The following is a 16,161-nucleotide window of genomic DNA, read 5'->3' on the forward strand; positions in this document are numbered from 1 at the left end:
CCACCACCACGAAAGGTCCTATGAGCACCGTCACCAGCACCCAGATCCAGCTCGTCCGCCGCCCCGACGGCTGGCCCGTCGCCGAGGACTTCCGGACCGCGACCGTCGAGTACGGCGATCCGGCCGCGGGCGAGATCCGCGTCGAGAACGCCTTCCTCTCGGTCGACCCCTACATGCGCGGCCGCATGAACGACGTGAAGAGCTACACCCCGCCCTTCGCCCTCGGCGAGACCATGACCGGCGGTGCCGTCGGCCGGGTGACCGTCTCCGACGACCCCGCGTTCCCCGTCGGCAGCGCGGTCCTGCACCAGCTCGGCTGGCGCGACGTCGTGCAGGCCGAGTCGTCGCAGTTCCGCGTCGTCCCCGAGATCCCCGGAGTGCCGCTCTCGCTCCGCCTCGGCATCCTCGGGATGACCGGACTCACCGCGTACGTCGGGCTCACCGCCATCGCGGGCATGAAGGAGGGCGACACCGTCTTCGTCTCGGGCGCCGCGGGAGCCGTCGGCTCGGCCGCCGGTCAGATCGCGCGCCTCCTCGGAGCCGAGCGGGTCGTCGGATCCGCGGGCTCGGCCGAGAAGGTCGCCCTGCTGACCGAGAAGTACGGCTACGACGCCGCCTTCGACTACCACTCCGGCCCGGTCCGCGAGCAGCTGGCCGAGGCCGCGCCCGACGGGATCGACGTGTACTTCGACAACGTCGGCGGCGACCACCTCGAGGCGGCCCTCGACGCCTTCCGCGTCGGCGGCCGCGCGGCGCTCTGCGGAGCGATCGCCGGCTACAACAGCACCGAGAAGACGCCCGGCCCCGACAACATGGCGAACATCATCACCCGCGGTCTCACGCTGCGCGGATTCACGCTGTCCGGCTACCTCGACCACGCGCCGGAGTTCAACCGGCTGATGGCCGGCTGGTTCGCCGACGGAGAGATCGCCTACGACGAGACCGTCGTCGACGGCATCGACCACGCCGTGGACGCGTTCCTCTCGATGATGCGCGGCGGCAACACCGGGAAGATGGTCGTCCGCGTCTAGCGCCGACCCCGGTGCGGCGGGCGCGAGGAGGGGGCACCTCCGGACGCCCGCCGCACCCGTCCTGCGCCTCCCTGTCCGGGATTTCCGAGAATGCTCGCGGATCCGCGGGGCCGTTCGGTCCGGGCGGTGGCAGACTGCGGACATGAGCACGTTCTCGCACCGGACCGGCGAATACGCGCTGGCAGCAGCAGCACTCGTCCTCGTCCTCTCCGGCTGCGCGGGCAGCGGCGGAGCCCCGTCCGCGCGGACGCCGCTCCCGACGCCGACCGCGACGGCGACCCCGACGTCTTCGCCGACTCCCGCTCCGACGCCGACTCCCACCGTGACCGTGACGGTCACGGCGACCCCCGAGCCCTCGTCGACCGGTTCTCCCGCCGCGGATCCGGCGGCGGCGCGCTGCACGGGCTCCGACCTGACGATGGAGTACCGCCCCGACCCCGACGCGTCGGGTGCCGGGAACAGCGCCTTCGACCTCGTGCTCACCAGCACCTCCTCCTCCGACTGCGCTCTCGCGGGAATCCCCGGCGTCTACGCGACCGACGCCGACGGGAACCGGATCAGCGCGGTCGCCGACGCGTCCGGCCCGAACCCCGACGCTCCCGTGATCCTCCTCCCGGGCGCCCGGGCGGACGTCCGGGTCGCCTGGCACTCCCCCGGCGCCTACGGCTGCACGGTCGGGACCTCCGCGTACCTCGTCGCCGAGGTCCTCGACGCCCCGGACGGCGCGGTCCGCGCCCCAGCCGAGCTCCAGGTGTGCACCGACGGCACCGTGATGATGGACGCCTCCGCCTACACGCCGCTCTGAGCCCTCGCCGAGCGCGCACGCCTCCTGCGCGGCCCGCTCGCCGGGCGCGACCCCTTGACCGGGCGCGGCGCAACCGGGACCCTCGCACTACACGTCCCCACCCCACCCCGGAGGTCACCATGAAGGTCGGCTCACTCGTTCTCCGTCTCGCCGTCGGCGGGCTCTTCGTCGGACACGGTCTGCAGAAGCTGCGGGGCTCGTTCGACGGCCCCGGCCTCGACGGCACCGAGCAGATGATGTCGAGCCTGGAGATGCACCCGGCCCGGCGCAACGCCGTCGCCGCAGCGGTGACCGAGACGGCCGGAGGCGCCGCTCTCGCCCTCGGCGCCGCGACTCCGCTCGCCGCCGCCGGACTCGTCGCCACGATGGTCACCGCCGTGCGCAAGGTGCACTGGAGCAACGGCCTGTGGAACGCGGGCGGCGGGTGGGAGTACAACGCCGTCCTCGTCGCGGCGACGGCCGCGATCGTCGCGGACGGCCCCGGCGCGCTCTCGTTCGACGCCCTGGTCGGCAAGCGCAAGTGGGGAGCCGGCTGGGCGCTGTTCGCCCTGATCGGCGGAGCGGCTGCGTCGACCGCCCTGATCGAGGCCGGCCGACGCGCCGCGCCGGTCGGAGCGGGCACCTCCGGCTCCGACGACGGCGGGTCGGACGACGACGGCGCCGACTCGACCGCCTCGTAGCCCCGCTCCGCCGCACTGCGCGGGCGCGGTAGCGTCGGAGGCGTGACCGAGACACGCGCCTCCGACTCCGACCGCCCCGAGACCGACGCGCTCGCCCTCTGGCTCGCGGCGGTCGAGCGCCTCGACGCTCAGGACGACCCGGACGGCGTCGTCGAGCGGATGCGCGTCCTCGCAGCCCGCTACCCGGGACACGACGGAGTCGCCGCTTTCGAGCTGGGCGGCGCCCTCGACAGCGCGGGACACGAGGCGGAGGCGGCGGTCGAGTACGAGCGCGCCCTCGCAGCCGGCCTGGATGACGAGCGGCGGGCGCGGTTGACGATCCAGTACGCCTCGACACTCCGGAACCTCGGCCGCACCGATGAGGCGATCGACCTCCTCGCCGGCGCTGCTGCGCACCCCGCGGTGGGCTCCGCGCGGGAGGTGTTCCTCGCGCTCGCCCTGCACAGCGCCGGGCGCGTCGACGAGGCCCTGCGGATCGCGCTGGAGGCGCTTGCTCCGGGGCTCCCCCGGTACCAGCGCTCCGTCCGCGCCTACGCCGCCGCCCTCACCGACCCCGAGCAGTAGCGCGGAGGCTCGGCGCGGCGAGCGCTGAGCCTCCATCGGCGCCGACTCAGTCCTCGAGCAGGATCGCGTCGATCTGCCCCATCGCCTGGCGGAGTCCCTCCTCCATGCCCATCTGAACCATCTGCTCGAGCTGCTCGACCGTCTCGAAACGGCTGCTGAGGACCATCCGCGTGCGCCCCGGCTCGATCTCGTCGAGGGTGACCGTGGCCCGGGTGATCCCCAGCGCGTCGACCGGGTCGCCGCGCTCGTCGGCGAAGCCGTCCTCGAACTCGAACCGCGTCGGCTCCTCCACCCGGGTCACGCGCCACCAGCCGCGCGCCTGCTCGCCGTCCGGTCCCGTCATGACGTAGGCGCTCCGTCCGCCCTCGACCGGCTCGTGCCGCTCGAAGGTCGCCGGCCAGGTCGGCGGCCCCCACCAGCGCTCGAGGCGGCGCGGATCCGTCCAGAGGAGCCAGACGCGCTCGATCCCCGCGTCGAACTCGGCGGTCACGGTCAGGGTCAGTTCCTCGATGTCCTTCACGGACTGCAGCACGCTCATCGCGCCTCTCCCTCCAGCAGATCCCGGGCGCCGGTCGGCTCGCGGGTGTCACTCCTCGTCGAGGAGGTCCGACATGCGGTCGATCCTCCCCGCCCACAGCTGCTCGTAGGCGTCGAGCAGGCGCGACGCCCGCCGCACTGCGGCGACCTCACCCTGCACCAGCTGCTCCCGCCCGCTCCTCCGCTTGCGGACGAGTGCCGCCCGCTCGAGGACGGCCACGTGCTTCTGCACCGCCGCGAACGACATCTCGTAGCGCGCCGCGAGTGCGGAGACGGACTGCTCGCCGACCAGCACCCGGGCGACGATGTCGCGGCGGGTGCTGTCGGCCAGCGCCCGGAAGAGCAGGTCGATGTCGGCGTCCGTTCGTACAACCATGTGGTTGCACATTAGGGCCGTCCCCTCCCCCGCGCAAGAGCATCCGTCTCCGGGACGAGCGCACCGGCCGGCGCCCGACCTCAGGCGCTCGCGGCGTCGAGCGCCTCGGCAGCGGCCGCGAGCACCCAGTCCGGCAGGGGGCGGGCCGCGAACAGCGAGGCGTAGAGCCGGGCCATCGAGTCGTCGGCGTCGAGCCGCAGCGCCTCGTCGAGGTGGAGCCCGGCGAGGCTCGAGACACCCCTCGCCCACCAGCACCACGCGAGAACGGTGAGCACGGAGGAGCGCGCCTCCTCCGGCGCCAGCGCGGCGGCGCGGGCGAGGAGCCCGGTCGCCCGCGCCAGACGGCCGCGCTCCGGAGCACGCCCGCTGCCGAGCAGCAGGGCCGACAGCTCGAGGTCGTGGTCGTCGTCCGTTCCGGCGCGGGCGTCGCCCACCGCGCCGGGCGGCACTCCCACTCCTGCCTGCGGGCTCCGCGCGATCTGCACGGTCACCCGGTCGCGGAGGGGCGGCGACTGCAGGGTCCGCACGATCAGTCCTTCGCGGCGGACGTCCCGCGGTCCGCTGAGCCAGCGCTCGACGAGCCGTTCCGTGTCGCCGACCAGGGGCGGCCGGCGGAGCACCTCCGCGACGAGCGCGCGATCCTCCTCGGCGACCGGCGGCAGCACGGAGAGCGCGTCGATGTCCAGTGGCTCGTCGGCCACCGCTCGGGCGAGGACGCCGGTCTCGCTCCGCTCGATCTCGAGGAGCGGACGTGGCCTGCGGCACTCCTCGGCGTCCGTGTAGCGCCCCCATCCGTCGGCGGCGATGCAGGCCACGGCGATGATGTCCAGGCGCGTGCGCTCCAGGCGCCGGAGCACCGCGTGGCCGAGGTCGAGATGCGGGATCCCCCGCTCCTCGACGTAGCCCGCACGGGTGCAGACCACCACCAGCACACCGGTGGCCCGCGGCATCGTCTCCATCATGGCCGCGCAGCCGCCCGCCAGCGCCTCCGCCTCCATCCCGCGCAGCGTTTCCGGGAGCGGGATCCGGAAGCCGCCTCCGGCGCGCGTGCCGAGGAACGGCACCACCACGACGGACTCCTCCGGACGGATGCCGATGATGGAGGGGACGGCCGCCAGGAGGTCCTGGATCGCGCTCGCCCGCAGGACTTCGGGATCGCGGCGGCGGGACGGAGGAGCAGGGGTTCGCTGTGTGGATGTCATGTCCGACACCCTGCTCGCGTCGCCGGCGGCGCGAGATCCCGCCGGCCCGGACCGGGGAGAACCGGAGCGGATCGGCGCCTGTGGAGGAGCGCCCGGGGCCGGCGGCTCAGCCGGCCGCGGGAGCCCGCAGCACCTTCGCCATCGGCCGTCCCTTCGCGATCTCGTCGATCAGCTTGTCGAGGTACCGAATGCGCTGCATCAGCGGATCCTCGATCGTCTCGACCCGCACGCCGCAGATCATCCCCGTGATCGCCGAGGCCTGCGGAGGCAGGCGCGCCGCCGCGAAGAACTCCTCGAAGGTCGTCCTGCTCTCGAGGTGCCGGGCCAGCTCCTCGTCCGAGAAGCCGGTGAGCCAGCGGACCGCCTCGTCGACCTCCTCCCTCGTCCGGCCCTTGCGCTCCGCCTTCGCCACGTAGAGGGGGTGCACGTCGGCGAACGCCACGGAGAAGATCCTGCTCATGGCCGGGAAGCGTACTCGCGCGACGCCCGGCGCGGCAGAGGCGCCCGCCCCGCTATCCTCCCCAGTGGCCCTCGCGCCTCCACCCCGCAGCCCACAGAGAGAACCACCGTGAGCCTCCTCCGCACCAAGTCCGTCGAGCAGTCGATCGCCGACACCGATGAGCCCGAGTACAAGCTCAAGAAGTCGCTGACCGCGCTCGATCTCACGGTCTTCGGCGTCGGAGTCGTCATCGGCGCCGGCATCTTCACCCTCACCGGCCGCGCCGCCCACGACATCGCCGGACCGGCGATCGTCCTGAGCTTCGTCGTCGCCGCCTTCGCCTGCGCCCTCGCGGCCATGTGCTACGCCGAGTTCGCCTCCACGGTCCCGGTGTCGGGCTCCGCCTACACCTTCTCCTACGCCTCCCTCGGCGAGCTCTTCGCCTGGATCATCGGCTGGGACCTGATCCTCGAGCTGTTCCTCGGAGCGAGCGTGGTCGCGCAGGGGTGGAGCGCGTACCTCGGGTCGCTGCTGCAGCAGCTGGGAGTGACCCTCCCGCCGGCGCTCACCTACGGCGGCGTGGTCGACGTGCCGGCGATCCTGCTCGTCCTCGTGCTCGGCGCGCTAATGACCTTCGGGATCAAGGAATCGCTGCGCGTCAACCTGGTGCTCGTCGCGATCAAGCTGTTCATCGTCCTGTTCGTCATCATCGCGGGCCTGCAGTTCGTGAACACCGCCAACTACACCCCGTTCGTCCCCGCCGCCGAGCCCTCGCAGTCCGCGTCCGGTCTGACCCAGCCGCTGCTCCAGTTCCTCTCGGGCATCGAGCCGGCCACGTTCGGGGTCGGCGGCATCATCGCCGGCGCCTCCCTGGTGTTCTTCGCCTACATCGGGTTCGACGTCGTCGCGACGACCGCGGAGGAGACCCGCCGCCCCCAGCGCGACCTGCCCATCGGCATCATCGCCTCGCTGATCATCTGCACGGTCCTGTACTGCGCCGTCGCCCTCGTCGTGACCGGCATGGTCCCCTACCGCGAGCTCGACCCGTCGGCCGCGCTCGCCAACGCGTTCGCCTACCACGGGCAGACCTGGATGGCGACGGTCATCTCGGCCGGCGCCGTCGCCGGTCTGACCACCGTCGTGCTGACGCTGCTGATCGGAGCGACGCGCATCATCTTCGCGATGGCGCGCGACGGGCTCCTCCCCCGGCGCCTGGCCACCGTCCACCCGCGCCTGCGCACGCCGTGGTTCACCTCCGTGGTCGTGACCATCGTCGTCGCGCTGCTCGCCGGGCTCACTCCGATCGGCGTGCTCGAGGAGATGGTCAACATCGGCACGCTCTCGGCGTTCGTGCTGGTCTCGGTCGGCGTCGTGGTGCTGCGCCGCAAGCGGCCTGACCTGAAGCGCGGCTTCCGGGTCCCGCTGAACCCGTGGCTCCCGCTGCTCTCGGCCCTGATCTGCACCTACCTGATGCTCAACCTCTCGATCGAGACCTGGCTGCGCTTCCTGATCTGGCTGGCCGTGGGCTTCGCGATCTACTTCGCCTACTCGCGCAGCCACGCGAAGATCGGCGAGCAGCCCTAGGGGGCCAGGCCCACCTTCGGCCTGGCCCAGGAGCGTCCGCGCGTGTCCTTGACGATGTCGTACTCCACCTCGACGTGCGGCTCGATCGCGCTGTACTTGTCGTTCGGGGCGCCGATCACGAGCTGGAAGCCGAGACCGCGCCACGCACCGATCGCCCGCTTGGTGAAGTGGGCGTCGGCCTTGATCAGCGCCTCGTCCATGAAGACCGGGGCGTACCGGGGGCGGTCTGCTCCCGCGTCGCCGAGCTGGTAGCGCAGCGCCGCGCCGACGATGAAGGCGATCAGCTCCTGCGACTCCCCGCCGGACTTCTCGCCGATGTGGTCGTAGAGCGCCACATGCGCTCGGGTGACGGCGTCCACGCGCTCGGCGCTGACCCGGACGTGGTTGCGGACGTCGACGAGGTCGCCGAAGTCGGGCGCGGTGCGCCGCAGCCGCTGGATGAGCCGGGACATCCGCCGGTAGACCTGCTCGCGCTCCTCCTCCGCGGACACGGCTTGGATCTGCGCGCGCACCTCGCGGAGCTCGCGGCGGAAGCGACGGCGCACCTCCGACTGGTTCTCGCGCGTCGTGATCTGCAGGCGGTGGCCGTCGTCGTAGAACGGCAGATCCTGCATGATCACGTTGATCGGCTCGATCCGCTCGCGGATCTCCCGCAGCGAGCGGCCGAGCGTGGAGTCGAAGCTCGTGAGGTCGTTGCCGGAGAGCGTGAGCAGGCTGTCGCGCCACTCGGTCTCGAGCCGGTGCAGGCCGCTGGTCTCGAGGGCGTCGAGCAGCCGCTCGAAGTCGCCCGCGGACGCCTCGGGGTCCGCGAGCAGGTTGGGATTCGGCCAGCGGTCGAGGAAGCCGGCCATGATCCGGCCGGCGCTCTCGCGCTGCTGCTCGTGCGCCTCGGCCGCGGAGCGGCGGTCCTCCGCCAGTCGCTGCGCTGCCGTGGCGAGCGCTGCGTCGAAGCGGACCAGGACGTCCGAGGCGCTGCCGGACGCCGCGGCCTCGGTCAGCGTGAACCGGGCGTCCAGGAAGGCGCGCTGGTCGTCGTCGAGCTCGCGTCCTGCGCGCTCCGCCGCGTCGAGAACCGCCTGGCTCGCGTCGACGTCGTCGACCACGACGGCCCACTCCGCCTCGATCCGCTCGCGTTCCACACCGGCGCGCGCGATCTCCTGGCGGAGGCGCTCGAGGCGGCCGCGCAGCCCGTCGATCTGCTCCTGAAGCCCGGCGAGCTCGGGGTTCGCCTCCGCCGCCTCGGCGCCGACAGCCTCCCAGCGCTCCTGCTCGGCGAGCAGCGACTCGACGTCGACCGTCTCCCAGCTCACCAGCGCGAGGCGGGCGTGGCGCGTCATCCGGTCGTCGAGCGCATCGAGAGCCTCCTCCGCCGCCGACGCCGCCGAGACGGCCGCCGCGCTGCGGGCCCGGGCCGCCTCGACCAGGGCGTTCAGCTCGCGGAGTCGACGGGAGTTGGAGAAGCCGAGGACACTCGCGGCGCCGTGGCCGCCGTGCGCACCGCGCTGCCCCTGCGAGAGCTGACCGGTGAGGGTCAGGGCGAGCCGATGGCGTCCGAGCTCCGCAGCGCTGTCGACGCACACGTAGCCGAAGCGGTCCTCGAGCCGGTCCTGCAGCCAGCCGGTGAAGGCGGTGGCGCGGTAGTCGAGGCGCCCGGGCAGCGTCTGCGGGTCGAGGCCCCGCACCTCCTCGAGCCCGGTCTCCACGCCCTCGTAGCGGAGCCGGACCGGGAGCCGGAGGGAGTCGATGGCGCGGCGGAAGCGGTCGAGGTGGACGGAGTCGATCATCAGCGTCGTCGCGAAGCCGCCGAGAGCGAGCGTGAACGCCTCGCGCCAGGGCTCGAACTCGGCACGCACCTCGACCAGCTCGCCGACGAAGGGCAGGTCGTCGGCGGTGAGGCCGGCTGCCTCCGCGATCCGCTCGCGCGCCTCGTGCAGAGGCCGGGGGATGCTGTCCCGACGGTCCGAGGCCGAGCGCTGCTCCGCCTCGAGCTCGGCGAGATCGCGCGCCGCGGCCTTCCGCTCGGCGACCGCGTCCGACCAGGCCGCACGGGTGCTGCGCTTGGCGTCGGCCGCGCTCGCCGCCCGGGCGAGCACCGCCTCGAACCGCTCGCGGGTGGTCTCCGGCTCGCCGAGAGCGCGCAGGTCCTCCTCGAGCCGGGCGCGGTTCTCGCGCGCCGCGCCCAGCCGCCGCTCCACCTCGCGGAGCTCGCGCTGGGCCGTCTCGAGGCGGTCGCCGCCGGAGGCCCGCAGCACCTCGGCGAGCCCGTCCCGCTCCGACTCCGCCGCCTCGGCGAGCGCCCGCTTCTCGCGGAGCACGGCGTCGACGGCGCGGGTGCGCTCGCGCAGCTCGGCCTCGACGTCGCGCAGCAGGCCGAGGCGCTGCTCAGCGCGCCACAGGGCCGCCGGCGACACCGGGGCGTCGAACTCCCCGAGCGCGTCGATGAGGCGCATGCGCTCCGCGGACGCGGCGATGCGCAGGCGCAAACCCCGCAACGGCTCGAGTGCCGCGACCTGCTGGCGCGCGGTGAGCATCCGCTGCCGGGTGCTCTCGAGCTCGTCGAAGTGGGCGACGACCGCGTCGGCGGAGGCCAGGGTCTCGGGCTCCTCGAGCACGAGCCGCTTGTAGAGGTCGTCGACGGTCGTGATCTGCTGACCGGCCTGGATGCGGGCGAGCAGGCTCATCGCCTTCGATCCGGCACCCGCCGCTCCGATGCCGAGCACCGCGTGCAGACGCGCCGAGAACTCGCGGTCGGTGCCGAGCGGATCCAGGCCCGCCGCGCGCAGCGACGCGTCGGAGAAGCGGTGCGCCGCCGCCCGGTCGAGCGCGGCGAGGTCGACCGGGCCCTCGGCGCTCGCGCGGATCCGCACGGTCTCCTCGAGCACCCGGGAGCCGGCCGGGACGTACCAGGCGCGGACCGCGCTGAAGCGCGAGCCGTCGTGGTCGACCCAGGTCATCGCGACGGCGGTCCAGGTGTCGACTCCGTCGCCGCGCAGGACGCGCATGGTCGTGCCCTCGTCCGTGCGCGACTCGTCGAGCTTGCCGCGCGCGTAGGAGAGGATGTTGCGCTGGTCCTCGCCGCGCGGACGGCCCGTCACTCCGCCGTTCGAGGCGCCGTTGAACGGCGTGGTGTGCGGCATCATCAGGGCGATGTAGGCGTCCATCAGCGTGGACTTGCCGGAGCCGGAGCCGCCGCAGAGGAGCGTGGCGCCGGGCGAGAAGCGGACCCGGTGCGCGCCGTCGTAGCCGCCCCAGTTGACCAGCTGCAGGTCCTCGGCGAGCCACTGCTGACCGCGGGAGGCGGCGGGGATCAGGCCGAAGAGGGTGTCGAGCATCGTCATCGGGGGTCGTCCTCCGGGTCGGGGGTGTCGTCGTCGGTCGGCTCGTCGTCCAGCGGCTCGTCGTCCAGCGGCTCGTCGTCCGCGACATCGGCTCCGGGCAGGACGCCGTCCGTGGGCGGGTCCGCGTCCTCGTCGAGGCCGTCGTCCTCGAGCGCGTCGTCGTCCGCCTGCTCCGGATCGTCCGAGCCGGGCTCCTCGGCGAGCGCCGCGTCTGCGACCACCGAGGAAGCGTCTTCGCCCGCCCGCCCGCGCAGCCAGTCGCTCAGCTCCCGCAGCTTCGGCGCGCTCAGCACGATCTCCACGATCGGGCTGATCCGGTACCGCCCTGCGGACTCCTCGTCGACGATGCCGTCGCGCCCGAGCCGCTCCAGCGCCTTGCGGACCATGCGCTGCCGGCGGGCGGTGTCGCGCTCGGCGTCGGCGAAGTAGCTGAGCACCGTCTGCTCGACCTCCTCGACGTCCACGCGCGCCGACGCCTCGCCGGCCGCCGACTCCCGCTGATGGACCGTGCGCAGGTGCACCAGGACCAGCGTCTCGGCGCGGGTGTAGGGGAGGTCGCGCAGCAGCACCGGCATCTCCACCTCGTCGGAGCGAACCTGCTGCTTGTAGGCGACCCCGCGCTCGTGGTCGACGACGAGCCGCACGAACAGGTCGTTCAGCCGCGACTCGATCAGCTGCCGGTGCTCCTGGAGCACGGCCCACTGCTCGCGGTGGCGGTCGGCGAGGAGGAAGCGGCGCTGCAGCACGTGCACGAGCACCCGGCGCACCTCGGTGTCGAGGACGCCGCGGTCGCCGGGGAAGAGCTCGTCGGGGTCCTCCTCCATCGACACGGGCGCGATGAACGGATCGGCGGCGGGCCCGTCGGTCGCCAGGGTGTCACTCATCGTCGGTCTCCTCCTCGGTGCGGGCGGTCACGGATCCGAAGGCGAAGCGGCGCACGGTCCCGTCGGGTCGGCGCGTGCTCACGACGGAGTAGCCCTCGCGGTCGACGAGGCCCGTCCGGTGCGCGATCTCGAGCAGCCCGAGCAGGTCGACGGGCCGTCGAGTGTCCTCCGGAGCCGCGCTGAACGCGTCCGCCAGATCGAACTCGTCGCCGAGCTCCGCCACGTAGGCCTCCAGCTCCGCGTAGCGGGGACCGCCCCAGGCCCGGCTGTCGTCGCCGACGAACTCGGCGTCGCCGTCGTCTCCGGCCAGGGGCGCCGGCCCGCCGGCCGGACGCACGTCTCCCAGGGTCTGGCGCAGGTGGCCGATCCCGGCGACGGGCAGGTGCCGCAGCGGCGTGACCGGCGCGTCCGGCGAGATCCCGCCCGTCCACTCCTGGAGCCCCGCCATCACGTCGCGCAGCAGCTCGTCCACCTGGCGGTCGCGAGCGGGGTCGTGGGTGCGGACCTGGCCCGTGATGACGTGGGACGCGCGACGCTGCGCGGTCAGGACCTCCTGCACGCCCAGCTCCACCCGGCGGCCGATCGCGGCCAGCTCCCCGCGCTGGGCCGGGTCCATCAGGCGGGAGAACGGCTGCACGAGCACCGTGTGGAGCTGGTCGGCGAGCGCGTCGATCCGCTCGGGGTCGCCCAGGAGGCGGAGGGCTCCGGCGAACGCACGGCCCTCGCTGGTCGCCTGCATCACGTGCTGCCCGCGCTCGAGGTACTCCCGCAGCACCTCGCCGGTCGGGCGGACGTCGCGGCGCAGATCCGCGACCACGTCGCGCTGCATCGCCTTGATCGACTCCGCCACCCGCGCGAAGTCGGCCGGCAGCTCGCGGGCGAGGTGCACCACGTTCTCGGCCTCCTCCAGGAGCTGCTCGTCGTCGGCCGGCTCGAGACCGGCGCCCTCCTCGAGTGCGGCGATCTCGACGTCCAGGCGCGCCCGCTCCTCGCGGAGCCGCGAGAGCCGGGCCTCCGGGTCGGGCTCGACGTCCGCGGCCAGCCGCTCGACCGCCTCCAGCAGAGTGCGCACCCGCGAGTTCGAGACGCGCGTGCGTCCGCCTCCGGTGCGCCCGGTGATCTCGAGGGCGCTCACGGCGTGGGCGCTCAGCCGGTAGACCTCGGCCTCGCCCTCGATCTGCGGCACGAGCCAGCCGACGCGGACCCAGTAGCGGCACACCTCGCGCGCCGTGCCGCTCGGCAGAGCGCGCTCGCCCTCGTCGTACCCGGCCGAGCGGAGCTCTTCGAGCAGCTCCCCCACCTCGGCGTGCGCGTCGGCGACCGCCACGGCCTGCCGGTCGACCGTGAACACGAGCGACAGAGCGGCGACGACGAACGGCGCGTAGCGGCCGTGGAGGAGATCGAGTGTCGGCGTCCGGAAAGCGCCGAGGGAGCGCAGGTAGGCGGCCTCGGCGCGGGAGTTCGACATCGCCCTCAAGGATAGGCGGCGGGCCGGCATCGCGCGGACGAGGCGCCAGGGGCCGTCCCGCTCGCGGACCCGACCTCCTCGGCCCGCCCCGATCCTGCGAGCGGCAGGACGACGGCAGCCGCTCCTCGCCGTTCCGCCGGGGTCGCGATCTCGTCGACGCGAGAACCGCCCGACGCCGTCACCGGCCGACAGCCGCCACCCCGCCCGCCGAGATCTGCGGCACCGGTCCGCACCGCCACAGAGAGAACCCGGTGACCGCGGAGGCGTGCTCCCCCGACTCCGTCGCCGCCGGCCCCCACTCCTGCAGCTCGGTGCAACCGTCCGCCACCACGGCCTTCCGCACCGACTCGGTCGGCGGAGCGGAGTTCTTCAGCACCAGCAGAGGCGTGCGTCCTGCCGCGATCATCCGGGTGACGTCCTGCTCGGTGAAGACCCGCGCCTGGCCGGAGTAGCCGCCGTCGGTGAGCACGCTCGCGCCGGTCGCCGTGATGATCGGCGCCGAGATCGCCCAGGAGTCGGTGAGGAACAGGGGCGCGCCGTCCACCCCGCCGCCGGCGGCACGAGCGGCGGCGACCAGGCCGGTCTCATCGGCGGTCATCGAGTCGTGCCCGCCGACCGCGTCCGGCGACGAGACCGCGAACGGAGCCGAGGTCTCGGCCCGCTGCGGGAAGCGCAGGCCGACGAGCGCGTCGCCGCCCGACCCGTCGAGGGACGCGTCGAGCACCTGCAGGCTGAACGCGACCGGCCCGGCCAGGATCACGACCGCTGCCGTGAGCGCGACGGGACGACGGCGGGCCGCTCCCCTCCGGCTCCCGACCGCTCGCTCCACCGCACCGCCGCTCCGTCGCCGCGCCGCCACCGCGACCACGACGAGCCCTGCTCCGGCGAGCGCCGCGAACGGCAGGCCCAGCACCGCGGGCAGCTGCCCGCCCACGGCGAGCACCGCGCTCCACGCCGTCTGCGCGACGAGGAGGAGCGGCAGCACCAGCCGCGCGACGATCCGGGTCGACGCGAGCAGCCGCACCGCTTCCGCCCAGCCCAGCGCCGCGAGGAGCGCCAGCTGCACTCCGATCGCCGCGACGTAGGCGGTGTGCGGCACCGTCGCCACCGAGAGCACCGCCGCCGCCGTCGCCAGCCACACCGCAGTCAGGACCAGGAGGGCGAACGGACCGCGGGTGCTCCCCCGCCGCGGCCGCCAGCGCACCGCCCCCAGCATCAGCCCCGCGAGCGCCGCGGGGTACAGCCAGCCCACCTGGGTCGCGTACTGCGCGAGCAGAAGCTTCACCGGCGACGATCCCGCCGCTCCGCCCATCGCCGCGACGTGGGCGGACGCGACGACGGCGCCGGGCACCGCGCCCGAGATCAGCCGGTCGAGCCCGTTGAATCCGAACACCATCGCGAACACGTCGTTCCCCGTCGACCCGTCGATGTACGGCCGGCCGCCCGCGGGCACCGCCTGGATCGCGACCGTCCACGCCACGGAGGCGCCCACCGCGACGGCCAGGAGCCCGCCCGCCCAGGCGAGGGCTCGGCGCCACCCGTGCACCCCGACGAGAGTCGCCACCACGAGCGCCGGCAGGACGAACCAGGCCTGCATCATCTTCGCCTGGAAGCCGATCCCGATGGACAGCCCGGTCATCAGGAGCGGCCACCACCGCCCGGTCAGCACCGCGCGCTGCCACCACACCAGCGCCACGGCGAGTGCCGCCGTGAGCAGCCCGTCCTCCATCGGGTGCCCGAACATCGACACGAAGATCGGCGTGCTCACCGCCGCTGCCGCCGCGACCAGCCCGAGCCCCCGGCCGCCCCACCGGAGCCCGACGACCGAGCACGCCGCGGCCGTGATCAGCCCCTCGATCAGCTGCGGCAGCGCGATCGACGACGTCGACATGCCGAACAGCCGGATGCTCAGCGCCTGCGGCACCGCGAACCCCGCCAGCTTGTCCAGCGTCACCGTGGCGGCGGGATCGAAGGCTCCGAACGCCAGCGCGTGCCACGACTCCGACATCGACCGTGCCGCCGCCTCGTAGAAGACGGCGTCTCCGCCCCGGGCGAGATTCCAGCCGGTGAGGACCGTCGATCCGCACAGGATCGCGAGGAGGGTGAGCCGCGCCCACCAGGGTTCGCGCCACCAGCGGGCGAGCGGAGCGGAGTGGGTCACGTCCACCGACGCTAGGGAGCCGGCCTGCCGCCGCCCTTGCGGGCGGTCGGGGAGACGCCGTGCATGCCGCTCCGGCCTCTCAGTCCGGACGCCGCCGGCACGGCCGACGACCAGGAAGGGTGCCGCGCCGCCCCGGTCACCCTCCAGGGTGCGGACATGCCCCGCTCCATGGCCGACCTCTCCTTCCGCCGCGCCCAGTGGGAGCAGCGCTACTCACCGCACGTGGCTCCCGTGAACCGCTGGGTCGACGAGCTGCGGAACCCCTACGGACGCGGCTGGCTGCCCTACGTCGCTCCCCTGCACGGCGGAGTGGAGGCGCGCGTCGTCAGCGTCCTCCGCGATCCCGGCCCCGCCACCCAGGACGGCGTCGGAAGCGGCTTCCTCTGCACCGAGAACGACGACCGAAGGCGGAGCTCATGGCCGGGCTGATGGACGAGGTGGGCCTCGCCCCCGCCGACCTGCTGCCGTGGAACGCCTACCCCTGGTACATCAACCAGGCGCCGAACGCCGAGCAGCTCGACGCCGGCGTCGAGACCGTCCTGCATCTGCTCGCGCTCGCCCCCGACGTCGAGGTGGTCCTCCTGCAGGGCGGCGACGCCGATCACGGCTGGCGGCGCCTCCTCAGGCGGCACCCGGCGATCGAGCGCGAGCGCGGCCTCACGGTGATCCGCACCTTCCACCCGTCGCGACAGGCGCTCTGGGCTCGGGATCCCGCCGAGCGGGAGGCGCGCTCCGCCCGGCGTCGCGAGGCCTTCGCCGAGGTCGCCGCAGCGCTCCGGTGAGCGGCCCGCAGCCTCACGACGAGGCCCGAAAACAACGGAAGCCCTGACGACGACCAGTGGTCTCATCAGGGCTTTCCGTCGGGCTGACAGGATTTGAACCTGCGACCCCTTGACCCCCAGTCAAGTGCGCTACCAAGCTGCGCCACAGCCCGTGGCAGACCGGGCCGAGGCCCGGGCAACTCGACTACCTTAGCGGATGCCGACGCCGGAAGTGAAAACGAGCGGGCCCCGTAGACTCGCTGCGCGGAACGCGTCGGCACGGGTCGACGCGCCGTCGGCAGCTCGGGAGGCGTCAGCAGTGGATGCGCGG

At 73.7% G+C, this 16,161-nt stretch carries 15 protein-coding genes and 1 tRNA gene; 7 read left to right on the top strand and 9 right to left on the bottom strand.

The window, feature by feature from the left end:
• The first annotated feature begins 20 nt into the window (after positions 1–20).
• The 4 genes from C5D50_RS13780 to C5D50_RS13795 all read left to right on the top strand — a co-directional run bounded on the left by C5D50_RS13780 (position 21) and on the right by C5D50_RS13795 (position 3,080).
• Positions 21–1,031: an NADP-dependent oxidoreductase gene (locus C5D50_RS13780; RefSeq protein WP_104283754.1), complete on the top strand. Its 1,011-nt coding sequence runs from the start codon at positions 21–23 to the stop codon at positions 1,029–1,031.
• 142 nt (positions 1,032–1,173) lie between these two features.
• Positions 1,174–1,836: a DUF4232 domain-containing protein gene (locus C5D50_RS13785; protein WP_104283755.1), complete on the top strand. Its 663-nt coding sequence runs from the start codon at positions 1,174–1,176 to the stop codon at positions 1,834–1,836.
• 119 nt (positions 1,837–1,955) lie between these two features.
• Entirely contained in the window at positions 1,956–2,516 is a 561-nt protein-coding gene (locus C5D50_RS13790) for a DoxX family protein (protein WP_104283756.1), read from the top strand.
• A 42-nt stretch (positions 2,517–2,558) separates the two neighbouring features.
• Positions 2,559–3,080, top strand: a complete 522-nt coding sequence (locus C5D50_RS13795) for a tetratricopeptide repeat protein (protein ID WP_258060472.1) — start codon at positions 2,559–2,561, stop codon at positions 3,078–3,080.
• Positions 3,081–3,126: 46 nt separating this feature from the next.
• Here the strand turns inward: C5D50_RS13795 and C5D50_RS13800 are convergent, their stop codons facing one another.
• The 4 genes from C5D50_RS13800 to C5D50_RS13815 form a co-directional block, all read right to left on the bottom strand.
• The gene (locus tag C5D50_RS13800; protein WP_104283757.1) at positions 3,127–3,618 is read right to left on the bottom strand and encodes an SRPBCC domain-containing protein; all 492 of its coding nucleotides are present in this window, start codon (positions 3,616–3,618) and stop codon (positions 3,127–3,129) included.
• Positions 3,619–3,666: 48 nt separating this feature from the next.
• Positions 3,667–3,993: a helix-turn-helix domain-containing protein gene (locus C5D50_RS13805; protein ID WP_104233406.1), complete on the bottom strand. Its 327-nt coding sequence runs from the start codon at positions 3,991–3,993 to the stop codon at positions 3,667–3,669.
• 80 nt (positions 3,994–4,073) lie between these two features.
• A complete protein-coding gene (locus C5D50_RS13810) occupies positions 4,074–5,195 on the bottom strand; it encodes a DUF4192 family protein (RefSeq protein ID WP_146086934.1) in 1,122 nt (373 codons plus the stop codon).
• A 106-nt stretch (positions 5,196–5,301) separates the two neighbouring features.
• Positions 5,302–5,655: a DUF2200 domain-containing protein gene (locus C5D50_RS13815; RefSeq protein ID WP_104257296.1), complete on the bottom strand. Its 354-nt coding sequence runs from the start codon at positions 5,653–5,655 to the stop codon at positions 5,302–5,304.
• Between the two features lie 108 nt (positions 5,656–5,763).
• On the opposite strand from C5D50_RS13815, the gene C5D50_RS13820 reads away from it, so the two are divergent.
• Positions 5,764–7,218: an amino acid permease gene (locus tag C5D50_RS13820; protein WP_104222535.1), complete on the top strand. Its 1,455-nt coding sequence runs from the start codon at positions 5,764–5,766 to the stop codon at positions 7,216–7,218.
• On the opposite strand, the gene C5D50_RS13825 is transcribed toward C5D50_RS13820, so the two are convergent.
• The 4 genes from C5D50_RS13825 to C5D50_RS13840 all read right to left on the bottom strand — a co-directional run bounded on the left by C5D50_RS13825 (position 7,215) and on the right by C5D50_RS13840 (position 15,069).
• The gene (locus tag C5D50_RS13825; RefSeq protein WP_104289021.1) at positions 7,215–10,556 is read right to left on the bottom strand and encodes an ATP-binding protein; all 3,342 of its coding nucleotides are present in this window, start codon (positions 10,554–10,556) and stop codon (positions 7,215–7,217) included. The two genes, C5D50_RS13820 and C5D50_RS13825, sit on opposite strands and share 4 nt — an antisense overlap.
• Positions 10,553–11,440 (bottom strand): DUF4194 domain-containing protein, encoded by an 888-nt coding sequence (locus tag C5D50_RS13830; protein WP_104283760.1) that lies wholly within the window; start codon positions 11,438–11,440, stop codon positions 10,553–10,555. The genes C5D50_RS13825 and C5D50_RS13830 overlap by 4 nt, the downstream gene beginning before the upstream one ends.
• A complete protein-coding gene (locus C5D50_RS13835; protein ID WP_104250726.1) occupies positions 11,433–12,908 on the bottom strand; it encodes a DUF3375 domain-containing protein in 1,476 nt (491 codons plus the stop codon). Before C5D50_RS13835 ends, C5D50_RS13830 begins: the two co-directional genes overlap by 8 nt.
• Positions 12,909–13,086: 178 nt before the next feature.
• A complete protein-coding gene (locus C5D50_RS13840) occupies positions 13,087–15,069 on the bottom strand; it encodes a glycosyltransferase family 39 protein (protein ID WP_104283761.1) in 1,983 nt (660 codons plus the stop codon).
• A gap of 156 nt (positions 15,070–15,225) precedes the next feature.
• Here C5D50_RS13840 and C5D50_RS16725 point away from each other — a divergent pair, with 156 nt between their 5' ends.
• Both C5D50_RS16725 and C5D50_RS16730 read left to right on the top strand, forming a co-directional pair.
• Positions 15,226–15,498, top strand: a complete 273-nt coding sequence (locus C5D50_RS16725) for a hypothetical protein (RefSeq protein WP_219814722.1) — start codon at positions 15,226–15,228, stop codon at positions 15,496–15,498.
• Positions 15,486–15,851, top strand: coding sequence for a hypothetical protein (locus tag C5D50_RS16730; RefSeq protein WP_219814590.1), 366 nt, complete (start codon positions 15,486–15,488; stop codon positions 15,849–15,851). The genes C5D50_RS16725 and C5D50_RS16730 overlap by 13 nt, the downstream gene beginning before the upstream one ends.
• A 78-nt stretch (positions 15,852–15,929) precedes the next feature.
• On the opposite strand, the gene C5D50_RS13850 is transcribed toward C5D50_RS16730, so the two are convergent.
• Positions 15,930–16,003, bottom strand: a tRNA-Pro gene (locus C5D50_RS13850).
• Positions 16,004–16,161 lie beyond the last annotated feature (158 nt).

Origin of the sequence: Rathayibacter sp. RFBD1, from assembly GCF_002932915.1 — a bacterium.
In the GTDB taxonomy this organism is placed as follows: Bacteria; Actinomycetota; Actinomycetes; order Actinomycetales; family Microbacteriaceae; genus Rathayibacter.